Genomic DNA, 21,242 nt, shown 5'->3' with positions numbered 1-21,242 from the left:
TGGGCCTTCGCGGCCCACCGTCATGAATCTCGTAAAGAAGGCGGGCGACCGTAGGCAGGCGCCCCCGCCGAGTCAACGCTTCGCGTGGGCCGCTTTCGCGCGTGCACGCCGGAGCTGAACAATCACCCCGACCAACAGCCAGAGCCCGGAGGCCGTTCCCGCCCCCGCCCCGCACCCGCAGCCGCTGTCCCCCTTGGGGGAATAGTCGTTGGGGAGCGCCGGGACGACCGTCGGTTCCGGCGGCGGCGGTGGCGGCGGCGGCTGCACGGGCGGATGCGGATCCACCTCCCGCACCGCCACGCAGGACGACAGCGGCCGGGGGCTGACCGCGGGCACCGCGTCCGCCTCGGGCAGGGCCGGCGCCTGGGCGACGATTCCCGAACGCACCAGGAACGCGCCCACCAGCCGCGAGCGCTCACGATTGGACGCAAGGCCCTCGAACGGGAAGCCCAGCACCAGCACCTGGCCCGCGGGCGCCGTCCCGGACAGGACCGCCGCGCCCAGGCCGGTGTTGGGGTAGCGGAGCACGTCGGCGGCGCCGCTCGAGGGCAGCAGGATGTCCGTCACCCCGACCGGGTAGGCCCCGAGCGTCCCGTCGTCCAGCGGCGTGGCCGGCAGGTCCGCGAAGATGCCGCCCGCGAAGCCCTCCACCCGGTTGAGGGCCGAGCCCACCCCGAACGAGGCCCGGAGGATGTCCGCGAGGAAGGCCTTGTCCTCCGCGCTGCCCTGCGAAAGCGTGAACACCGTGCGGCTGCCCGACAGCATCAGGTTCCCGCCCCCGGTGACGAACGCGCGCAGGGCGTCCTGCTCCGTCCGCGTCAGGCCCGCGCCCCCCACGCCGCCGCGCCCGGTGGACCAGTCCACCAGCCGGTAGCCCGTGGGCGACACCAGCCCCGCCGCCACCGCGTTGCCCGTCGCGCTGTCGAAGGCCACCGCCGCCCCAGCGAACGCCGCGCCGTGCCGGCGCAGGTAGCTGCCGTCGTTCATCGCCTCCAGGTAGACGCGCAGCGGGGCCTCCAGGTCATACGGCGTCTCCAGCTCCTCGCCACACGCCACCGTGGCGTCCAGCCGCTCGTAAGCGTTGACCAGCAGCACCGGCGCGGTGTCCCCCACCCTCACGCCCACCGTGGCGGACGGGAAGGACTCGCCGCCCGCGTTCACCGCCGCCACCCGGAAGTAGCGCAGCGTGCCGGGCGACAGCGTGACGGTGGCCGACGTGCTCTGGACCTCCGTGCCCTCGTCCCAGCCGAAGCCGTCCGCGCTCTGATAGAGCCGGTAGGCCGTGGGGGCGTCCCGCCCCTCCTCCGACGCGACCTGCGGGGGCGCGCTCCACTTCACCTCCACCGCGCCGGGCGTCGCGTTGCGCGCCACCACCGCTCCCGGCGTCTCCGGCGGCAGGTGCACGGCCGCGCCGTCGCGGGTCGCGAAGTACTTGATGAGCCCCTGCACGATGGAGCGCGCGGCCACGTGGCGGAAGCGGGCCTCCTTGAGGCTCGCCGCGTCCGCCGTGTTGTCGTGGTACGCCATCTCCAGGAGCACGCTGGGCATCTCCGGGTTGTGCGTGGGGTTCACCTCGCCCAGGTTCGCCGAGCGCAGGCCGCGCACCCGCCAGTTCGGATCCACCTCGCGCTTCAGGTCCGTCTCGAGCTGGGACAGGAGCGCGCGCCCCAGCACGTCGCCGCCCTTCACGCCGGTGAAGTTGAGCGTGCCGTCCACCGGGTTCGGCCCGTAGACGTAGGCCTCCGTCCCCCGCACCGTGCCGGACGAGCCCGCGTTGGAGTGCCACGCGACGTAGACGGCGTCCTCGCCCTCTTCATGCAGCCACGCGGCGAAGCGCGGCCGGGACGTCACGTCCGCGTTGCGCTCGTTGGAGAGCGCGTTGGCCCCTGACGGCGCGTACACGCTGAACGGTGCCCCGCTGTACTGCACGTGGTAGCGCCCGCTCTCCTCGAAGCGCGGGCGCAAGAGCGGCCCCTGCGCCGCGTCGCCCAGCAGGCCCCGTCCGCCGCCCAGCCGCACCGCGTCCACGGACAGCGTGGCGCCCGCGCCCTGCGCCGAGTCGTTCTCCAGCACCACCGCGCCGGACTCCGGGTGCTGGCCCGCCTTGAAGTAGAAGCGCCCCAGCAGCACCCACGTCCCGCCGTGGCGCTGCTGGTTCACCCGGAAGTGGCTCTCCCCGCCCGCGTGCTTCACCACGTAGTGCGCGTCCGTCGCGCGCGTGGGGTCGGAGCCGTAGGAGACATAGACGTTGTAGGCCGCGTCCGCCGGCACGTCCGGCGTCCACGTCGCCTTCGCGGTGGAGGTGGCCGCCGTGTCCAGCGTGCGCGTGGTGCCCAGCGTGAAGGGCTCCACGCCGTTGCCCATGGGCACGGGCGGAGGCGCCCAGCCCTTCTGCGTGGAGGCGTGGAAGCGCGCGGCGTCCCCTTCCTCCACGTAGCCCGTGCCGCCGTTGTCCACGGTGGCGAGCAGCGGGTTCAGGTCCGTCTCACGCACGGACACCACCGTGGCGCCCGCCGCCATCAGCAGGGGCTGCAGCTCCTGCGACACCACCTCCGCGGAGATGAAGTCCTCCACCACGCCCCAGGTGTTGGGCCGCTGCGTGGCCCAGCGCTTCAGGCCGTTGTCCCGGTAGAAGCCGTGGCCCGGGCTCAGGTAGATGACCTTGCCGGACAGCGCGCCCTGTCCCCGCCGCGTCTGCGGCACGCCCGCGGCCTTCACGTTGGACTTCGCGGCCCGCGTCTCACGCCGCACCACGGCGGGCGCGTCCGGCGACAGGCGGCGCTGCTCGTGCGGCCGGGGCGCCGGAGCTGGCAGGTATTGAACACCCGGCGGCTCCAGCCCCAGGTCGTCGCCTTCGAAGGCTTCGGGGGTGCCCTGCGCGCGGGCGAGGACGGAGGTGCACAGCAGGGTCAGCGCCAGCGAGCGCGACCAGGACGGAAGGGACGTTCGCATCACGCGACCGACCTTACCTGTTCACTCCCCCGCTTCAATCGGACCCGTGGGTGCTAGCCTGCCCACCCCTTCACCTTCCGATGACCGTTCCTGCGCCTCCCCGTCCCCAGTTTCCCTCCCGCCGCAGCAACGGGCTGTTCGCCTCGTTCGGTCATGCGTGGGCAGGGCTCATCCACACCGTGGCCTGGCAGCGCAACATGCGCATCCACCTCATCTCCGGCGTCCTGGTGGGGCTGGTGGGCAGCGGCATCCCGCTGGGCCTCGCGGAGAAGGTCACGCTCATCTTCTGCGTGCTGCTCATCTTCTTCGCGGAGATTTTGAACAGCGCGCTGGAGCAGTTGGTGGACCTGGCCGTGCAGCAGTTCGACGAGAAGGCCCGGCTCACCAAGGACGCGGCGGCCGCGGGCGTGCTCGTGCTCGCGGGCGGCACGGTCGTCATCTTCGCCGCCATCCTGATCAACTACTGGGAGACCGTGCGCACCAGCACCGACGCCATCTTCCGGCAGGTCGCACTGGGGCTGCCGCTGGCCGGCTGCGCCACGGTGCTCGTGCTGCCCCAGCCCAGGCCCGCCGCCGTGGACGTGCTCGCGTTCCTCCTGGCCCTGGGCCTGCTCGCGCTGACGGCGCCCACGTCCGCGAGCCTCGTCTTCACCGCCCTCACCGCCGCGCTGCTCGTCATCGCCGCCGCGGCGGCCCGCGAGCGCAGGCGCCATCCCAGGGCCTGAGGACGACGCGGCGCGTCACACGGCCTCTGCCTTGAGTTTCCAGAGGGAGAAGCCGGCGGTCCGCTCGCGGGGCCCGGTGAACGGCCCGTCGGTGACGGTGCGGCGGGGCTGCTCCCGCCACCTCGCGGGTGGGGCGCCCGGAGCCAGTCCGGAGCCCGCTCACCCGCGGAGGGTCGATGCGCTGGATTCTAACCGACTACGCGCGCTGCTGAAAGCCCGCCCCGGCGTCGGGGGCCTGCGTCGACTGGGCGGCGACCGCCTTGTCGCCTTCCTTCAGGTCGGTCGTCACCAGCTCCAGGAGCTCCGTGGCGATGCCGATGACCTGGTGCGGCGTGTAACCGCTTGCGCGCAGTTGGTTGAAGAACGTGCGCGCGAGGATGCGGGTGCCCTTTTGGTCGGTGCTCACGGGAATTGCCTCCGGAATCGGCGCCCACGCCTCCAGGCGCCGCGTCTACGTGGGAATCCGGTCTTCAACCTCCGTGCCAGCCGTTCTCTTCCGAACGGATTCCCCAGCAGTCCTCGGGGGTTGAAGCCTGGAAGTGCACGGCACGGAACGTGGAGAGTGCGAAGGGGGTTACGCACCCGGACGTCCGCTCCGCCTGGAACGCGGTTCCGGGTGCATCACCGGGTACGCACCCACCCCAGGTCGCCCCAAAGGGCCGTCCCGTGTTTTCAAGTGCTTGCATTCCCTCCGGGGGGTGGAGCACATACGCGCCCCCCCACCGAGGAGTCAGAACACAATGGCGTACCGGGTGAACAACATCGGGCTGTGGCTGGACGAGCCGGAGGAGCTGCTCGGCCAGCGCGCCGCGGAGAAGCTGGGGGTCACCCGGAGCGACCTCGCCTCCGTGCGGGTGGTGCGCTCCGTGCTGGATGCGCGCAAGAAGGGCAGCCCGCGTTACATCTACACGCTGGAGGTGGAGCTGGCCCCGGGCCGCAAGGCGCCGCGGCTGCCGCCGGACGTGAGCGAGGCCCCGCCCCCGCCGGAGCTGCCGCCGCGCGTGAAGGAGCCGGAGAAGCTGCCGCTCATCATCGGCACCGGACCCGCCGGGTTGTTCTGCGCGCTGGGCCTGCTGGAGCGCGGCGTGCGCAGCATCCTGCTGGAGCGCGGCAAGGAGGTGGTGACGCGCCGCAAGGACGTGGCGAAGCTCATGCGCGACGGGTCGCTCGACCGCGAGAGCAACATGAACTTCGGCGAGGGCGGCGCGGGCGCGTACACGGACGGCAAGCTGTCCACGCGCATCAACCACCCCATGGTGCGCAAGGTGATTGAAGCCTTCGCGAAGTACGGCGCGCCGGATCACATCCTCATCGAGGGCAAGCCGCACATCGGCTCGGACCTGCTGCCCGGCGCGGTGGCGAAGCTGCGCGACGAGCTCATCGCGGGCGGCTGCCAGGTGCACTTCGAGCAGCGCGTGGACGACCTGCTCTACCGCGACGGCCGCGTGGCGGGCGTGAAGATGGCGGACGGGCGCACGCTGGAGAGCGACCGCGTCATCCTGGCGCCGGGCAACTCCGCGCGCGAGCTGTACGAGCGCTTCGCCGCCGACGGCCGGGTGAGCGTGGAGGCCAAGCCCTTCGCGCTGGGCTTCCGCGCGGAGCACCCGCAGTCGCTCATCAACGGCATCCAGTACGGCGCCGCGGCGAAGCACGCCAAGCTGCCGCCCGCGGACTACAAGCTGGCGGAGAACCTGGACGTGGACGGCGAGGTGCGCGGCGTCTACTCGTTCTGCATGTGCCCCGGCGGCATCGTGGTGCCCACGCCCACGGAAGAGGGGCTGCAGTGCACCAACGGCATGAGCAACTCGCGGCGCAACGCGAAGTTCGCCAACGCGGGCATCGTCGTGTCCGTGTCCGTCGCGGACTTCGCGCGCGAGGGCTTCCACGGGCCGCTCGCGGGCCTGGAGTTCCAGCGGTACTGGGAGGGCGAGGCCTACAAGCTGGGCGGAGGCCGCTTCTTCGCGCCCGCGCAGACGATCCCGGACTACCTGGCCGGCCGCGTGAAGAAGGACCCGGGTGACACCAGCTACCGCCCGGGCCTGGCGCACACGGACCTGAACAAGCTCTTCCCGGAGCGGCTGACGCAGTCGCTCAAGGCGGCGCTGCGCACGTTCGACCGGAAGATGAAGGGCTTCATCAGCGACGAGGGGAAGCTCATCGGCATCGAGAGCCGGACGTCCTCGCCGGTGCGCATCACCCGGGGTGACGACCTGCAGTCCGTGTCCATGCGCGGCCTGTACCCCGTGGGCGAGGGCTGCGGCTACGCGGGCGGGATCGTGTCCTCCGCCATTGATGGACTGCGCGCCGCTGAGCAGATTGCGACGGAGCTGGCTTGAGGTCCCCGCCCCCTTCCGGGCAGGGTGGGCCGGGAGGGAGGAGAACCCATGGCGTACCGCGTGCGCACTCCGGATGGTGAGCTGATGTTCCCCACGCTGGGCGACATCGAGCGCGCCTACGTGCAGGGCCTGGTGGACCCGGACGACGAGGTGCGCGAGGACGGCGCGGAGACGTGGCGCAAGGCGTCCTCGCTGCCCGTCCTGGCCCGGGCGAAGAAGCCCCATGCCCGGGATACGTCCAGACGCGCCCAGACGCTCACGGTGGCGGGCGCGGTGGCGGCGGGCGTGCTCGCGCTGGTGCTGCTCTTCACCGGCACGAACTGGAACATCCGGATGATGGGCATCGCGCTGGCCCTGGTGGTCAGCGGCTTGCTCACCCGGGTGACCTTCAAGGCCTACAAGCGGCCTCCTCCCGTCCTCTGACGACGCTCCCTCCCCTGCCCTCCGGGGCAGCGGCACGGCCCTCGCCGCCAGCAGGCCCCACACGGCCCATGTTTGGTGGAAGGCACCCCGCGGGGTGCCCGCCATCGCGCTGGAGGAGGACCGCACCTTGCTCAGCACCTACCTGTCCCGAGAAGCCGCCCGCAAGCTTCGCCATGGCGCCCCCTGGCTGCGCCGCGAGGACATCGTCTCCATGGAGGGCGAGCCCGAGCCCGGCACGCCCATGCAGCTCAAGGACGAGGACGGACAGGTCCTGGGCGTCGCGGACGTGGACCTCCAGGCCTCGTACGCCGTGCGCCGCCTGGGCCTGCCGGACGAGTCCGTGGAGGGGCTCATCCCCCGCCGCGTGCGCCACGCCTTCGAGCGCCGCGCCCGGCTGGTGGACGACCCGCGCTTCTGCCGCATCGTCAACGATGACGGGGACGGGCTGCCGGGCCTCATCGTGGACCGGTATGATCAGCACTTCGTCGTCCAGACGCTCACCCGCTCCATGGACGCGCGGCAGGAGGAGATCACCCGCACGCTGGGAGAGGTGACGGGGGCGGCCTCCGTGCTCCTGCGCAACGACACGCTCCGCCGGAAGGCGCTGGGCCTGCCCGCGCAGCGCCCGCACGTGATGTACGGCACGCCGCCGCGCTGGTGCCGCCTGCTGGAGATGGGCGCGCGCTTCACCGTGGACCTCACGTACGGCCGGGGCACGGGCTACGCGTACGACCACCGCGAGCTGCGCCGCTTCCTGGGACGCACCGGCAACGGGGACCGCGTCCTGGACGTGGCCTGCAACGTGGGCGGGCTCTTCGTCCACGCGGGGCGCCACGGGGCGAAGCAGATACTGGCGTTCGACGGCAACGCGGACGCGGCGGACCTGGCGCGGGAGAACGCGGAGGCCAACGGGCTGCTCGGCCGGGTGACGGTGGAACAGGGCGAGCCGCTGGCCGTGCTCCGGGCCCTCAAGGACACCTTCGACCTGGTGCTGCTCGACACGCTGGGGGTGGCATCCGAGGAGGACTTCATCGAACAGGTGCGGCTGGCCCTGCGGCGCACCCGCCATGGCGGACGGCTGCTCGTGGTCGGTTATCACCCACCGCTGGCGCTGGGCTCGTTCACGGAGTGCGTGGCCACGGCCTGCGAGCAGGAGGCGCGCATCGCATTCCGGCTGGTACGGATGGGACTGCCGCCAGACCACCCCGCGCCGGTCGGCTCCCCTGGGGCCGAGTACCTGGAGGCGGTGGCGCTCGAGGTGAGCTGAAGCGGGGGGCGTGTTGTTTCGCCCTGGACGGGCCTCCTCGGTGTTAGTGTCCGCGCCGCGATGACTACCGAAAACGAGTCCCAGGCCGCGACCTCTTCCACCCCGGAGGCTTCCGTCGAGACCGTCCGCAAGGTGTACGCGGCGGACCTGCGCGAGAAGGACCAGGTCAACACCGTCTTCCGCGTCACCAAGAAGGAGAAGGTGAACGCGCGCAGCGGCAAGGTGTTCCTGTCGCTGTCCCTGGCCGACAAGAGCGGCACGGTGGACGCGCGCGTGTTCGACAAGGTGGACGCGCTCGAGCCCGTGTTCCAGAACGGTGACTACGTCCTCGTGCAGGGCAGCGTCATCGTCTTCCACGGCCGCACCCAGGTCGTCGTGGAGGCCGTGGAGCGGCTGGATCCGGAGCCGCTCGACCCCAAGGAGTTCGAGCCGCCCCCCGCCCCTCCCGCCGAGGCGAAGGCCGCCGACGCGAAGTCCGAGGCCAAGGCCGGTGAAGCGAAGTCCGAGGCCAAGGCCAGCGAAGCGAAGTCTGGTGAAGCGAAGTCCGGCGAAGCGAAGCAGGCCGAGGGCAAGCCCGAGCGCCACGAGGGCGGCGGTGGCCCGCGCGCGGTGGGGCAGATCCGCGAGCTCATCACCGAGCGCGTCAACGACCCCTACGTGAAGCAGTTGCTGCTGGCGTTCCTGGACGACGCGCAGGTGTCCGCGGCGCTGCCGGTGGCTCCGGCGGCCAAGGGCGTGCACCACGCGTGGCGCGGCGGGCTGGCCGAGCACGTCCTGTCGGTGATGCGCCTGACGCTGCGCGTGTCGGACCACTACCCCATGGCGGACCGAGACCTGCTGCTGGCCGGCGCGTTCCTGCACGACGTGATGAAGGGCGGCGACGGGGCGTCCGACAAGGGCTTCGACACCTCCGACGAGGGCCGGCTGGTGGGCCACGCGGTGCTGGCCGCGCAGAAGATCCGCGAGAAGACCGTGGGCATCCCCGGCTTCCCGCCGCTCCTGGAGCAGCACCTGACCCACCTGGCGATCTCCCAGACGGGGCCGGCCGGCGCGCCCGGCGCGAAGGTGCCGGTGACGCTGGAGGCGCAGATCGTCGACACGCTCAGCTCGCTCGACGCGCGCATCTCCTCGTGGGTGGAGGCCATGCAGCGCGATCCGAACGAGCGCTGGACGGACCACCTGCGCGCGTATGATCGCTCGCTCTGGAAGGGCTTCGTGCCCACCGGTCGCGGCCGGGCTCCGGTGGAGGGTGGCCGGCGCAAGCACCGCGAGGAGAAGCGCAAGGCGCGCGCCGACAAGGGCCCGCCGTCCCAGGCTGGCGAGGGCGCCGCGGCCCCCGTGGCCCAGGAGGCCCGTCCGGAGCGTCCGCCTCGGCCTCCTCGCGAGCCGCGCGCCGAGCGTCCGCCTCGCGAGGACCGGGGTCCCCGCGAGGAGCGCCCCGCCCGTCCGCCCCGCGAGGAGCGTCCGCCGCGCGACCCCAAGAGCCTGCCCGGCGAGCTGACCTTCAAGCCGTTCAGCGCGCTGGCGCCGGCCCCGAAGTCCGGTGGTGAGGGTGGTGGCTCCTCGGAGGGCTGAAGTCCATGGCGAAGCGGCTGGGAGAGCGGTTGATTGAGGCCGGCCTCGTGACGCCGGGGGCCGTGGAGCAGGGTCTGGAGCACCAGAAGATCACCGGCCACAAGCTGGGGGACTGTCTGGTGGAGCTGGGCCTGCTCCAGGAGGCCGCGCTGCTGCGGCTCCTGGCCAACGAGTTCCAGACCCGCTTCGTCACCGCGGACAAGCTGGCCAAGGTCCGCATCGACACGAAGGTGTTGGACAAGCTGCCGGTGCGGCTGGCGGAGGCGCAGAACGTGCTCCCGCTGGCCGTGGATCCGGAGCGCAAGCTGCTCTCGGTGGTGGCCGCCGAGCCGCAGAACAAGTCGCTGCTGGACGAGATCGCCCTCGTCACCGGCATGTCGGAGGTCTACGCGTACATCGGCCTGCGCAGCGCCATCTCCGCGGCCATCCGCAAGCACTACTACGGCGACCCCACGGCGTTCTCCACGCTGCTGGAGGGCCCCTCCGCCAACAACGGCCCCCGCCGTCCGGACACGCCCTCCAACACGCACGTGGGCGCGGAGCCCGGACGCGGCGGGAGCTCCGCCGGACGCAGCAGCGCCACCAGCCTGAGCATGCGGCTGGAGACGGACGCGCGGATGCGGCTGCAGCGCGGAGGCAGCGGCACCAACGTGGCGCGCGTCTCCACGCAGCGTCGCGAGCCGGGCGGCCCGCGCGGGCTCATCAGCGACACGGATTATGTGGAGACGCTGAGCCTGATGGTGGGCCTGCTGGAGCAGGACCGGCCCCGGCACCGGGGCCACTCCGCGCAGCTCGCGCGGCAGGCGGGCATCGTCGGCCAGCGCATGGGCATGCCGCACAAGGAGCTGGCGGCGCTGTCCATCGCGGCGTACCTGCACGACCTGGGCAAGCCCGCGGAGCGGCACTTCTCGCTGGCGAGCAACGCGGCCAACCCGGAGTGGAAGGCCCAGGCGAAGGCGTGCTGCCGCGCGCCCACGAAGCTCTTCGAGACGGTGCACCTGCCCGCGCAGGTGAACACCATCCTGGCGCAGTTGTACGAGGCCTGGGACGGCTCCGGCACGCCCCAGGGCGCCAAGGGCGAGGACATCACCCTGGGCGCGCGCATCCTGGCGGCGGTGGACAGCTTCCTGGAGCTGACCAAGAACCCGGGCAACGCGCACGGCCGCGTCTTCACCAAGCAGCAGGCGCTGGAGCACCTGAAGAAGCACGCGGGCGTGCTCTACGATCCGGTGGTCGCGGACATCGTCGGGCAGTTGCAGAGCGGCGCGCTGCTGGTGCACCGGCTGGCCAGCGAGGGCCGCCAGGTGCTCATCGCGGAGCCGGACGAGGCCACGCGCGGCGAGCTGCTGGAGGCGGTGCTCAAGCAGGAGCTGGTGGCGCACGCGCTGTCCACGCTGGACGGCGCGCTGGACGGCCTGTCGCGGCAGGACTGCGACGTGCTGGTGGTGAGCCTGCGCCTGGGCCAGCAGGAGGTGATGGACCTGCTGGAGGCCGTGCGCTCCACGCCGGAGAGCGCGGGCCTGCCCATCGCCGTGGTGGGCGAACCGGATGCGCAGGCGCGCGAGCGGCTGCTCATGGCGGGCGCGACGGCGGTGCTCTCCCCCAGCGACAAGGCGGAGGTGGCGCGCACGGTGCTGACCCTCTTCCAGGACCGCGTGCAGCACAACGGCCCGGGCCGGGTGGTGCGCGGCAGCTTCGACGAACTGCCCCCGAAGGAGCTGCTCCGCACGCTGGGCGGCGGCAAGAAGAGCGGGAAGCTCCAGTTGCGCAGCCACACGCTGGAGGGCTCGCTGCACCTGGAGCGCGGCCGCGTGGTGCACGCGGCGTTCGGCGGCCACGCGGGGGAACCCGCGCTGCAGGCCCTGCTGAAGCTGAAGCAGGCGGACTTCGTCTACGACCCGGACGCGCTGCTCCTGGACATGCCGCAGTTGGACCAGGACCTGGAGGCCCTGGCCAACGCGCTCACCCCAGCGTGAGGTTGAAGAGGCGGGCCGCGTTCGCCGTGGTGACGCGGGCCACCTCCTCCAGCGACACGCCCTTCAGCTCCGCGACCTTCTTCGCCGTCTCCAGCACGTGCGCGGGCTCGTTCTTGCGGCCGCGGTGGGGCACCGGCGCGAGGTAGGGGCTGTCCGTCTCCACCATCAGGCGCTCCAGCGGCGCGAAGCGCACGGCGTCCTGGAGGGCCTCCGTCTTCTTGTAGGTGACGACGCCGGACAGCGACAGGAAGAAGCCCCGGTCCAGGTACTTGCGGGCCGCGGCCGTGTCGCCGGTGAAGCAGTGGATGACGCCGCTCGTGACGTCCTCGGCCGCCAGGGCCGCGTCGCAGTCGTCATGCGCGTCGCGCACGTGCACCACCAGCGGCTTGGCCAGGCGCTTCGCGAGCGCGCACTGGCGCCGGAAGACGGTGGCTTGAACCTCGCGCGGCGAGTGGTCGTAGTAGTAGTCCAGCCCGGCCTCGCCCACGGCGCGCAGCTCCGGGCGGGCGCAGGTGCGCTCCAGCATCTCGAAGTCCGCTTCGGTGGCGCGGGCGGCCTCATGCGGGTGGATGCCCAGCGTGGGCGACAGGAAGTCCGGGTGCCGGGCGGCGACCTCCAGCGCGTGGCCCCAGTCACCGGGGCCGTGGAACTGCCCCACCAGCACCGCGTGCACCAGCCCCGCGGCGCGGGCGCGCTCCAGCACCGGCGCCACGTCCGCGTAGTCCTTCGGCTCCAGGTGGCAGTGCGCATCAACCAGTCTCATGGCTTCTCCTGAAACAGCTCTTCCAGCTCCGTCCGCGCCTCTTCCGAGGCGAAGGTGGGCACGGCGGCGCGCAGGCGCTCCACGCCCTCCGCCACGCCCAGGCGCCACACGCCGTCCGCCGCGTCCAGCCGGTCATCCTCCGGCGCGCTCCGGTCCTCCAGCACCGCGAGCAGCCAGGGCAGCGCCCGCGCATCCCCCAGCCGGCCCAGCCCGCGCGCGGCGGCGCCACGGCACGGGTCCTTCGCGTCCGCGAGGATGTCCTTCAACCGCTCCAGCGCGCCCGGGACCTTCAGCTCCCCGCACAGCTCCACCGCGAGCGCCCGGTCCGCGCTCCACTTCTTGCGCGTGCGCTGCATCAGCCAGTCCGCGCCCTCCGGGTCGCCCAGCTTCAGCAGCACGCCCGCGGCCTGCGTCTTGTCGAACGCGGGCAGCAGCCACTTGCCGAAGAGGCGCTTCACCGCCGGCAGCGCCCGCGGGTCCTCCAGCTCCGCCAGCGCGCCCAGCGCCCGGAAGCGCAGCGTGTCCACGTCCAGCGCGGCCACGAGTACGTCCAGGCCGGCGGGGTGCTTGAGGGCGGCGATGCCTCGCGCGGCCTCGAAGCGGACCTCGGGCGTGGGGTCCTCCAGCATGCCGGCCAGGGCGCCGCGCGCGTGCGGCAGCGCCAGGTCCGCGAGCCGTCCGGTGGCCTCCAGCCGCACGCGGGTGTCCTCGTCGCGCAAGCGCGGCAGGAGCATGTCCGGGAGCTGCTCCGGCGGCAGGATGACGGACGCCAGGCTCACGCCCGAGCGGCGCACCTCCGGCTGCGCGTCCGCGAGCAGCCGCACGAGCACGTCCGTGAACTCCGCCGCGTGCGCGGGCTCCTCCGACGCCAGTTGGAACAACAGGTCCGCCGCCTCGGCCCGGCTCGCCGGCCGCTTCTCGCGCTCCAGGGTCAACAGGGCGCGGTCCCGCTCGGCACGCCAGTCCGCCACGTCTCGTCACCTCTCTGGCGCCCGGGCCTTCCCATGCCCGGTACGTCCTTGGAGTTCCTGCCGCTCCACCCGAAGCTGAAACCACCTCCGCGGCGCGTGGATTCAGGGCGGGAGGGCCTTCTGGACGACGCCCTCCCCTGCTCCGACCCGCACCGGAAGCGACCGCCCGCGCTACTTCACGTCGGCGCCGGGCGGCACGTCGCCCGGATCCAGCAGGGACAGGTCCTTGCCGCCCGAGCCCGCCGTCAGCAGCATGCCGCGCGACTCGATGCCCTTGAGCTTGCGCGGCTTCAGGTTCGCCACCACCACCACGCGCCGGCCCGCCACCGCCTCCGGCGCGTACGCCTCCGCGATGCCGGACACGATGGTGCGCGGCGTGCCCTCGCCCAGGTCCACGTCCAGCTTGAGCAGCTTGTCCGCGCCCTTCACCTTCTCCGCGGCCACGATGCGCCCCGCCTTCAGCACCACCTTGGCGAAGTCCGCGTACTCGATGTCGGCCGCGGGCGCGCCTTCCGCCGGCCCCGCGCCAGGGGACGCCTGCGGGGTGGGCGCCGCTTCGGGAGTCTTCACTTCCACGGGCTTCTTCTCCGTCTTCTTGTCCTTGCCGCCTGCCTTCGCGGGCTCGGCGGCCGGCGTCCCCGCGGGGACCTTGATGATGGCGTTGACGCGCTCCTCCTCCAGCCGGGGCAGCAGCGGCTCCGGCGTGCCCAGCGGACGGGTGCGGTCGAGCAGCGGGTACTTCGCGGTGGCGAGCGCCTGGAACGTCAGCGGCTCCGCCCCCAACTGCGCGAACAGCTTCTCCGACACGCGCGGCGTCACCGGCGCCAGGAGCGCGCCCAGCAGGTACGCCACGTCCGCCGCGTCCGACAGGTCCGCGCGCGCGGCCTCCGCGTCCTTCTTCACCAGCGCCCACGGCGCCGCCGTCTGCAGGAACGCGTTCGCCGTGGAGGCGATCTCCGTGATGATCCGGATGGCGTTGCGGTACTCCAGCTTCTCGAACGCCTCGCGCACCTCCGGCACGCGCGCCAGCGCGTCCTCCACCAGCTTGCGCCCCGCCCCTTCCGCGCGGCCCGGCGCGAGCTTCTTCTCCAGCGGCCCGGCCAGGAGCGACAGCGCGCGGTTGGCCAGGTTGCCCACGTTGTTGACGAGCTCGCCGTTCACCCGCAGGCGGAAGTCCTTCAGGTTGAGGTCCAGGTCCTCCACGCCCGCGCCCAGGTTGGCCGCGTAGAAGTAGCGCAGGTAGCTGGGGTCCAGCAGGTCCAGGTAGTCGCGCGCGGCCACCATGGTGCCGCGGCTCTTGCTCATCTTCTCCCCGTTCACGGTCAGGTGCCCGTGCACCTTGATCTCGTTGGGGATGTGGAACCCCGCGACGTTCAGCACCGCGGGCCAGAACAGCGCGTGGAAGTAGACGATGTCCTTGCCGATGAAGTGGATGATGCGCGTGGGCGCGTCCTTGCCCCAGTACGCGAGCGCGTCCGGAGCGCGGCCCGACTCCTTGGCCCACTTCTCCGTCGTGGCGATGTACCCGATGGGCGCGTCCAGCCAGACGTAGAAGAACTTGTCCGTCTCACCCGGGATCGCGAAGCCGAAGTACGGCCCGTCGCGGCTGATGTCCCAGTCCGCCAGGCCCTTCTCGAAGAAGCCCTGGAGCTGGGCGGCCAGGCCCGGGTGGATGAAGCCGGGGCGCTTGAGCACTTCCTGGAGGAAGTCCGCGTGCCGCGACAGCTTGAAGAACAGGTGCACGGAGTTGCGGCGCACCGGCGGAGTGCCACACAGCGCGCACTTCGGATCGATGAGGTCCGTGGGGTTGTACGTCTTGCCGCACTTCTCGCAGGCGTCGCCGTACTGATCCGTGGACCGGCAGTTGGGACAGGTGCCCCGGATGAAGCGGTCCGGCAGGAAGCGCTTGTCCTTCTCGCAGTAGGTCTGCTCGATGTCGCGGCGGTCGATGTCGCCCGCGTCCTTCAAGCGCCCGTAGATGAGCTCCGCGTAGTGGCGGTTCTCCGGCGAGTTGGTGGAGTGGAAGTAGTCGAAGCGGATGTCGAAGTCGCGGAAGTCGCGCTGGTGCTCGTCGTGGAAGCGCGCGACGAACTGCTCCGGCGGGATGCCCTGCTTCGCGGCGTTGATTTCGATGGGCGTGCCGTGCGTGTCGTCCGCGCAGAAATAGACGACGTCCTGGCCGCACGAGCGCAGGAAGCGGACGTAGATGTCCGTCTGGATGTACTCGACGGCGTGGCCGAGGTGGACGGCGCCGTTCGCGTACGGAAGGGCGCTGGTGACGAGGATTCTCTCCGCCATGGACTCTCCTGAGGGCGGCGGACCATAGCCGCTCGGGGAAACGAGGTCATCGCCAACATGCAGGCCGGACGCTGCATGGCGCGAAGGGGGATGTTATCGAGCGGACGCCATGTGCACCGTCCTCATCCTCCGTAACGTCCATCCCGAGTGGCCGCTGGTCCTCGCCGCCAACCGGGATGAGCTCTACGCGCGTCCCGCCCACGGGCCCAGGGTCCTCTCCCAGTCCCCCCGCGTGGTGGGCGGCCAGGACGTGGAGCGGGGCGGCACGTGGATGGGGGTCACCCACGAGGGAGTCATCGTCGCCCTGACGAACCAGCGCGGCGCCCGGAGCCTGGGCCTGGCCCCCCGCTCCCGGGGCGAGGTGGTGCTGCGCGCCCTCCAGGCCGGGTCGGTGGACGCCATCGAGCGCTACCTCGGCACCCTGCCCGCCCCGGAGTTCCTGCCCTTCAACCTGCTCTACGGCGACGCGAGCACCCTGCGGGTGGCCTACGCGCGCCCGGGCCACGAGCACCTGCTGCACGAGGACGTCCCGGACGGCGTGCACGTGCTCCCCAATGACAGCCTGGACAACCTGGCCCTCCCCAAGGTCCGGCGGGCGCATGCCCTGGCGGAAGGCGCGGCGAAGGGCCCGTGGCCGGAGCTGGTGACGGGGCTCCAGGCGGCCCTGGCCGACCATGCCCTGCCACCCCGCGAGGCCGCGACGGGGCCGCTCGCGGAGAACGACCTGCCCGCGGACTTCCTCCAGCAGCTCCAGGCGCTGTGCATCCACACGGAGGGCTATGGGACGCGCTCGTCCGCCATCGTCGCGCTGGGGCCCGGCCACGTGGGGCACTACCTGGCCACGGACAGCGCGCCCTGCCAGGGCGGCTGGCGGGACGTGACGGGGCTGCTCACGGCGCCCTGAGCGGCGGTTCTCAGTCCAGCCGCGCCCGCATCACCGCGTCGCGGCCCGCGTCGTAGGTCGCTTCGAAGGCAGGCCCGCGTCCGGTGAAGGCCTCCACCGGGGGCATGGCCACGTCCACGCGGACCTCCCGCACGTCGCAGCCCAGGTCCGGGCTGTAGAAGGCCGGCTCGCCGGTGACGTTGATGGCGATGAGCCGCGCGCCCGGGAACAACTGACACGCGTCATGGACGGGCGTCGCGGACACGCGGTCCGCGCCCGGGTCGATGCGCTCCAGCGTCGCGTCCTTGAACAGGAGCGGGTTGGCGGCGCTCGCGGCGACGGCCTCCGCCAGCGGGCCGCGCGTGACGGTCACCAGCCGGATGCCGCCCGTGAAGGGCTCCTGGTGGAAGGTGGCGAAGGGCACGGGGAGCTCCTCCACGCGCGCGCCCGCGTAGAAGGACTCCAGCACCTGGGTGAAGCGCTCATGGCTCAAGGGAGGCACCGTCGCCGCGCCCCCCGCCGCGCCCAGCGCGCCCGCCGCCACCGCCGGTCCCAGCGCACCGCCCGACACCAGCACCGCGAACAGGCCCACCGCCGCGCCCACCGCGCCGCGCTTCGCGGCGGCCCTGCGCGTCTCGTCTTCATAGGCGGTGAAGAAGGCGTGGTAGCGCTGGCGCAGGTTGGCGCCGGGCGCGGACGCGTAGAGGCCGCCCACCACCGCGCCCATGCTGTTGCCCACCACGCAGTCGATGGGCACGCCCCGGGCCACCAGCGCATCCAGCGCGCCCACGTGCGCGAGCCCCTTGGTGCCTCCCACCGACAGCACCACGCAGGTGCGCGAGGCGCGCGTGTCCCGGTGACACGACAGGGCTCCCGAAGCCACCACCACCGTCAGCCACACCAGGCCCAAGCGCCGCATGCGTCCTCCTGCTCGCGAAGTCGGGCCACCCTACCCCGTGGCGCCACTCCCCCCAAACACGACCGCCCCCGGGACAGGAGCCCCGGAGGCGGAAGGTGACCTTCACGAGGCCCGGCGTGGACTCACGCCGGACCCGCGCGAGGGACTAGTACGTGGCCTTGAGGGACACGCTGCTGTACGCCGAGTAGCCGCGCAGCATGATGTACATCTTGCCCGACGCGGTCTTCGCCGCCGCGCTGCACGTCTCGTTGTTGCCGGACAGGTACGGACGGCAGTCGTACGAGGTCGTCGTCGGGGCGGAGCCGAACTTGATGTACATGTCCGCGTCGCCCGTGCCGCCGCTCATGACGTACGTGGACGCCTTGGAGGCCGGCAGGTCGATGCAGTAGTAGGTCTGCGAGCCGGAGGCGCCGGACAGGCCCGTCTTCGCCACGCCGTTGGTCAGCGCGGTGCAGGTGATGGGGATGCCCACGCCCACCGCTTCCCAGGCCGCCTTCACGGAAGCCTGCGTCGCGGCGTCGTAGCCCAGGGCCGCGGCGGCCTGGATGGTCCACGTCTTCGCCTGCTCGTAGGTGGTGCTGGCCGTGTAGAGGTTGGCGTTGGCGTAGTACCAGATCTGCGCCGCCTTCTGGACGCCGATGCCCGTCACGACGATGGAGCTGCGGCCGCGCGGGTGCGTGCCGCCCTTGGCGAGCAGCGCGAACGCCAGGTTCGGGACGCCGGAGGTGTAGTGCACGTCCTGGCCGCTGTAGTTCGGCGCCCAGTCGATGGACGCGCCGTCCTTCGCCGGGTCGTCCATGTAGCGGAGCGCGTCACCGGCCGTGGCGGGGGTCCACACGTCCTCGCCCACCTTCCAGATGTCCGCCCCGGTGCTCCACGTGCCGGACTTCCAGCTCTCGCAGATGGCGCCGAAGGTGTCGGACATGGCCTCGTTGAGGCCGCCGGACTGGCCGGAGTACGTGAGGTTGGACTCGTTCTCCGTCACCGCGTGGGTCAGCTCGTGGACCGTGACGTCCGCGTCCTTGCCCAGCTCGATGGAGTTCACGCCGTCGCCGTCGCCGTACACCATCTGGGTGCCGTCCCAGTAGGCGTTCACGTAGTTCTTGCTGTAGTGAACCGTGCTGATCAGCGTCTGGCCCGCGTTGTTCAGCGAGTCGCGGTTGAAGTTCGTCTTGTAGCAGTCGTAGGTGTAGCCCAGCATGTCGTAGTTCATGTCGACATGGGAGTCACCGATGGCCGCCTGGCCCTCGCTGCGCTTGAGCGTGCCCGGGGTAGTGGTGCCGTTGTTCGCGCTGTAGAGCTTGCGGTTGAGCGCGGTGTGGATCTCCGGAACGCGCAGCAGCGTGGCGCCGTTGAGCGCGTCCACGTAGACGCGGTCGCGCAGCGGCATCTGGGCCGTCTCACCGGTGACCTTCACCTCGTAGGCCAGGCGCAGCCGGCCGTCCTGCTCGGACTTCACGTACACCAGGCGCGCGCCCTCCGCGGCCAGGCCCGTGCCCTTCGTGTCGCGCAGCGCCGCCGTCTGGGCCGCCTCCGCGGCGACCAGCGGACGCGCGGACACCGTGCCACCGGCGCGGGCGGAGCCGTTCGCGCCGAAGATGGCGCCCGAGCGGTCCACGTGCACCACCAGCTCCTCGCCCACCACCGGCAGACCGTTCATCGTCTGCGCGTAGCGGATGTGCGAGACGCCCTGGTCGTCCACGCTGATGCGGCGGACCTGCAGGTCGTTCGCGTTCAGGCGGAACAGCGACGCGATGGAAGGCAGCGACCCGGCGATGGCCGTGTGCACGTCCGCGGCCGCGAAGCCCGTCAGCGGGCGGTCCGCCTGGCCCAGGCGGCCCTGGATGGTGTGCGGCGTCCCATCCGCGTTGGTGCCGACAATCTGCGCGCCCGGGATGACGCTCAGCGCGTTCTGCACTTCGGCGACGTCGTCCGGCTTCTGCTGCTCATTCTGCGTGTTGGCGTCCGTGTCCCCGACACCACAAGCCATCAGGGGAAACGCCAGCAGGGCTGAAACGAAACGGGTGCGAACCAAGGTACTGCCTCCTGCCCGGCGCGAAGGGGGTGGTCGCCGGGCAGCGCTCCCTTCAGCATTCTTCAGGCCAACTCATTAAGTCCGCGAAATGCTTCGGAGTACGGGAAGGCACTGAAAAACGGCTGGCACATCCGCGCCCAGTAAATCTTCTGTAATGTGGAAGCATTCGTTACACCCCCGGCGCAACCCCCCGGACTTGCTCGGGATTCAGGGGCGAGCGGGCGGCTGTCCTGAACCATGACAGCGCACGCGGGGTGCGTCTTCTATTCGGACAATCCCAGGCTGACGGCTTTTTCTTGCTACGCAAAGCAACGCCGCGAATTCGCGCGGTGTGCGTCAGCGCCACACGCCGAGCAGCACCCGCGCGCGTCCGTCCATGGGGAGCGCGGCCTCTTCCACCGTGGTGAAGCCGGCGTCGCGGGCGACGTCGGCCAGGTGCCGCATCCACGGCTTGTAGGGCATCCCGTTGTCGGAGCAGCACGGGACGACGGCGAAGCCCAGCCCGTGGCGTGCGGCGTACTCGATGATGATCCGCGTGGCGCCGTCCGGGTGCATGCCCACGACGAGCTCCGCCTCGCAGGGCTCCTCCAGCGTGAAGAGCCGCTGCGCGTACTTCACGGGCAGGTGCTTGTGGCGCAGGTCGAAGGTGGTGACGGTGCGCCCGCGCTGGGTGAGGGACTCGTTCAGCTTCCCCATGCCGCCGGCGATGTCATAGACGCGCAGGGCCTGGGGGAAGCGCGTGACGAGCAGGTCCGCGAAGAGGTCGAAGCGTCGCTTGTCCGCCATGGCGGCTCCTTCAGCCCGGGCCCCTTCAGGCGCGGGTGCACACCGTCCACAACAGCCGCTCGATGACGAGCTTCCCGCTGGCGGAGGACTTCAGGGCCAGGTCCGCGTCCGCGCACGCCACCAGGGCGTTGAGCAGCTCGCGGCGCTCGTAGCGGGCGGCGGCCTGCATGCCGAACGCGAGCGCCCACGCGTTGGGCGTCTTGCGCTTGGAGGCCTTCAGCTCGGCCTCCAGCTTGGGGAGGATGCGCGCCTCCACGTCGCGGCCGGTGCGCGGCGGCTGGCCGCCCGCGTACTTCTCCAGCCAGGCGTGGTTCTCCAACAGCGAGCGGACGATGGACGCCACCGCGCCCAGGAGCTGCAGCGCGTGCGTGCCCTGCCCCATCGCGTCCTCGGCGTAGGAGAGCGCGTCGCGCAGCTCGCGCTTCTGCAGCGCCTCCGTCAGCTCGAAGAACTCCTCCTCGCGCGCGTGGTGCACCAGCAGCGCCACGTGCTGCGCTTCAATGGTGGGCCCCTCCGCGTAGACGGCCAGCTTCTCCAGCTCCGACTGGAGCAGCCGGATGTTGCCGCCGATGCGCTCCTTCAGGCCCTCCAGCGCGCCGGGCCCCAGCTTCTTCTTGAAGGGGGCGAGGAACTCCCTGGAGATTTCGCTGAGGTCCAGGTCCTTGTGGCGCGCGGCCACCTTGCGCTCGAAGAGCCGGCCCTTGTCCTGCGCGAACTTGAGCAGCGGGCTGCGCGAGTCCACGTCCGTGGCCGCGAGCACCAGCGCGTGCCCCGGCGGCACGCCCTTCTGGAGCAGCTCCAGGAGCGCGGACGCGTCCCCTTCCGGGGCGCTGATGCGCTCGTCGCGGCAGAAGGCCGCCGCCTCCTGGAGGAAGGCGAGGTCCGCCTCCGCCAGGTCCACGTTGAGCTCATCCTTCCACTGCTCCACCGTGGGCGCGCCGGGCACGCGGGGGTCCAACTGGTCCACGCCCCAGCCCGCGCGGCCCGCGAGCGCCAGCAGCCGCCGGGCGCCCTCCTTGCGCTTGCCCGCCTTCCACGCGTCGCGCGCCTTGGCCAGCGCGTCGCCCTTGCCCTTCTTGGGCGCGAGGAACTCCGGGTCGCGCACCAGCACCACCTTGCGCCCGGGGAACAGCGGCAGCGTGGCCAGCTCCTGCGCCACCTCGCGCGGGGAGGCCGCGTCCAGCACCGCGAGGTTCAGCCCCATGGCGGCGTCCGGCACCAGCGTCTTCACCAGCTCGTCGGCGCCCTTCCTGACCAGGAACTCCTCGCCCCACAGGAGGTACAGCGGCCACACCTTGCCGCCCTTCACCTCCGCCAGCACCTCGTCCATGTC

The 21,242-nt window shown here is 71.8% G+C and carries 16 protein-coding genes; 7 read left to right on the top strand and 9 right to left on the bottom strand.

Features of this window, described 5'->3' with window-relative positions; genetic code table 11:
* Positions 1-72: 72 nt before the first annotated feature.
* Positions 73-2,952, bottom strand: a complete 2,880-nt coding sequence (locus K8556_RS23785) for an N-acetylmuramoyl-L-alanine amidase (RefSeq protein ID WP_223742366.1) — start codon at positions 2,950-2,952, stop codon at positions 73-75.
* Between the two features lie 80 nt (positions 2,953-3,032).
* Here K8556_RS23785 and K8556_RS23780 point away from each other — a divergent pair, with 80 nt between their 5' ends.
* Positions 3,033-3,677, top strand: a complete 645-nt coding sequence (locus K8556_RS23780) for a diacylglycerol kinase family protein (RefSeq protein ID WP_223742365.1) — start codon at positions 3,033-3,035, stop codon at positions 3,675-3,677.
* Between the two features lie 196 nt (positions 3,678-3,873).
* On the opposite strand, the gene K8556_RS23775 is transcribed toward K8556_RS23780, so the two are convergent.
* Positions 3,874-4,083, bottom strand: a complete 210-nt coding sequence (locus tag K8556_RS23775; protein WP_223742364.1) for a hypothetical protein — start codon at positions 4,081-4,083, stop codon at positions 3,874-3,876.
* Between the two features lie 334 nt (positions 4,084-4,417).
* Between K8556_RS23775 and K8556_RS23770 the strand changes: the two genes are divergently transcribed.
* The 5 genes from K8556_RS23770 to K8556_RS23750 all read left to right on the top strand — a co-directional run bounded on the left by K8556_RS23770 (position 4,418) and on the right by K8556_RS23750 (position 11,254).
* Positions 4,418-6,013, top strand: coding sequence for an NAD(P)/FAD-dependent oxidoreductase (locus K8556_RS23770; protein WP_223742363.1), 1,596 nt, complete (start codon positions 4,418-4,420; stop codon positions 6,011-6,013).
* A 48-nt stretch (positions 6,014-6,061) separates the two neighbouring features.
* Entirely contained in the window at positions 6,062-6,436 is a 375-nt protein-coding gene (locus tag K8556_RS23765) for a hypothetical protein (protein ID WP_223742362.1), read from the top strand.
* Between the two features lie 127 nt (positions 6,437-6,563).
* Positions 6,564-7,703 carry a class I SAM-dependent rRNA methyltransferase gene (locus K8556_RS23760; RefSeq protein ID WP_223742440.1) on the top strand — a complete coding sequence of 380 codons (1,140 nt, stop codon included), beginning with the start codon at positions 6,564-6,566 and terminating at the stop codon, positions 7,701-7,703.
* A gap of 60 nt (positions 7,704-7,763) precedes the next feature.
* Complete coding sequence (locus K8556_RS23755) at positions 7,764-9,278, top strand: OB-fold nucleic acid binding domain-containing protein (RefSeq protein ID WP_223742361.1); 1,515 nt, start codon at positions 7,764-7,766, stop codon at positions 9,276-9,278.
* 5 nt (positions 9,279-9,283) lie between these two features.
* Positions 9,284-11,254 carry an HD domain-containing phosphohydrolase gene (locus K8556_RS23750; RefSeq protein ID WP_223742360.1) on the top strand — a complete coding sequence of 657 codons (1,971 nt, stop codon included), beginning with the start codon at positions 9,284-9,286 and terminating at the stop codon, positions 11,252-11,254.
* Here the strand turns inward: K8556_RS23750 and K8556_RS23745 are convergent.
* The 3 genes from K8556_RS23745 to metG all read right to left on the bottom strand — a co-directional run bounded on the left by K8556_RS23745 (position 11,241) and on the right by metG (position 15,286).
* Positions 11,241-12,017: a TatD family hydrolase gene (locus tag K8556_RS23745; RefSeq protein WP_223742359.1), complete on the bottom strand. Its 777-nt coding sequence runs from the start codon at positions 12,015-12,017 to the stop codon at positions 11,241-11,243. The two genes, K8556_RS23750 and K8556_RS23745, sit on opposite strands and share 14 nt — an antisense overlap.
* On the bottom strand, positions 12,014-12,988 hold the full coding sequence (locus tag K8556_RS23740; RefSeq protein WP_223742358.1) for a HEAT repeat domain-containing protein: 975 nt from the start codon (positions 12,986-12,988) through the stop codon (positions 12,014-12,016). Before K8556_RS23740 ends, K8556_RS23745 begins: the two co-directional genes overlap by 4 nt.
* A 171-nt stretch (positions 12,989-13,159) precedes the next feature.
* Positions 13,160-15,286, bottom strand: a complete 2,127-nt coding sequence (metG, locus tag K8556_RS23735; protein ID WP_223742357.1) for a methionine--tRNA ligase — start codon at positions 15,284-15,286, stop codon at positions 13,160-13,162.
* Positions 15,287-15,395: 109 nt separating this feature from the next.
* Between metG and K8556_RS23730 the strand changes: the two genes are divergently transcribed.
* Positions 15,396-16,190, top strand: coding sequence for an NRDE family protein (locus K8556_RS23730; RefSeq protein ID WP_223742356.1), 795 nt, complete (start codon positions 15,396-15,398; stop codon positions 16,188-16,190).
* Between the two features lie 10 nt (positions 16,191-16,200).
* Here K8556_RS23730 and K8556_RS23725 read toward each other — a convergent pair whose 3' ends face one another.
* The 4 genes from K8556_RS23725 to holA form a co-directional block, all read right to left on the bottom strand.
* Positions 16,201-17,088, bottom strand: coding sequence for a patatin-like phospholipase family protein (locus tag K8556_RS23725; protein WP_223742355.1), 888 nt, complete (start codon positions 17,086-17,088; stop codon positions 16,201-16,203).
* A 145-nt stretch (positions 17,089-17,233) separates the two neighbouring features.
* A complete protein-coding gene (locus K8556_RS23720) occupies positions 17,234-19,123 on the bottom strand; it encodes a M4 family metallopeptidase (protein WP_223742354.1) in 1,890 nt (629 codons plus the stop codon).
* Positions 19,124-19,459: 336 nt separating this feature from the next.
* A complete protein-coding gene (locus tag K8556_RS23715; protein WP_014398053.1) occupies positions 19,460-19,909 on the bottom strand; it encodes a hypothetical protein in 450 nt (149 codons plus the stop codon).
* 25 nt (positions 19,910-19,934) lie between these two features.
* Entirely contained in the window at positions 19,935-21,239 is a 1,305-nt protein-coding gene (gene holA / locus K8556_RS23710; RefSeq protein ID WP_255652114.1) for a DNA polymerase III subunit delta, read from the bottom strand.
* Positions 21,240-21,242: the final 3 nt, after the last annotated feature.

Origin of the sequence: Corallococcus sp. AS-1-12, from assembly GCF_020036995.1 — a bacterium.
Classification (GTDB): domain Bacteria; phylum Myxococcota; class Myxococcia; order Myxococcales; family Myxococcaceae; genus Corallococcus.
This window is presented reverse-complemented; position numbering and strand designations above follow the sequence as displayed.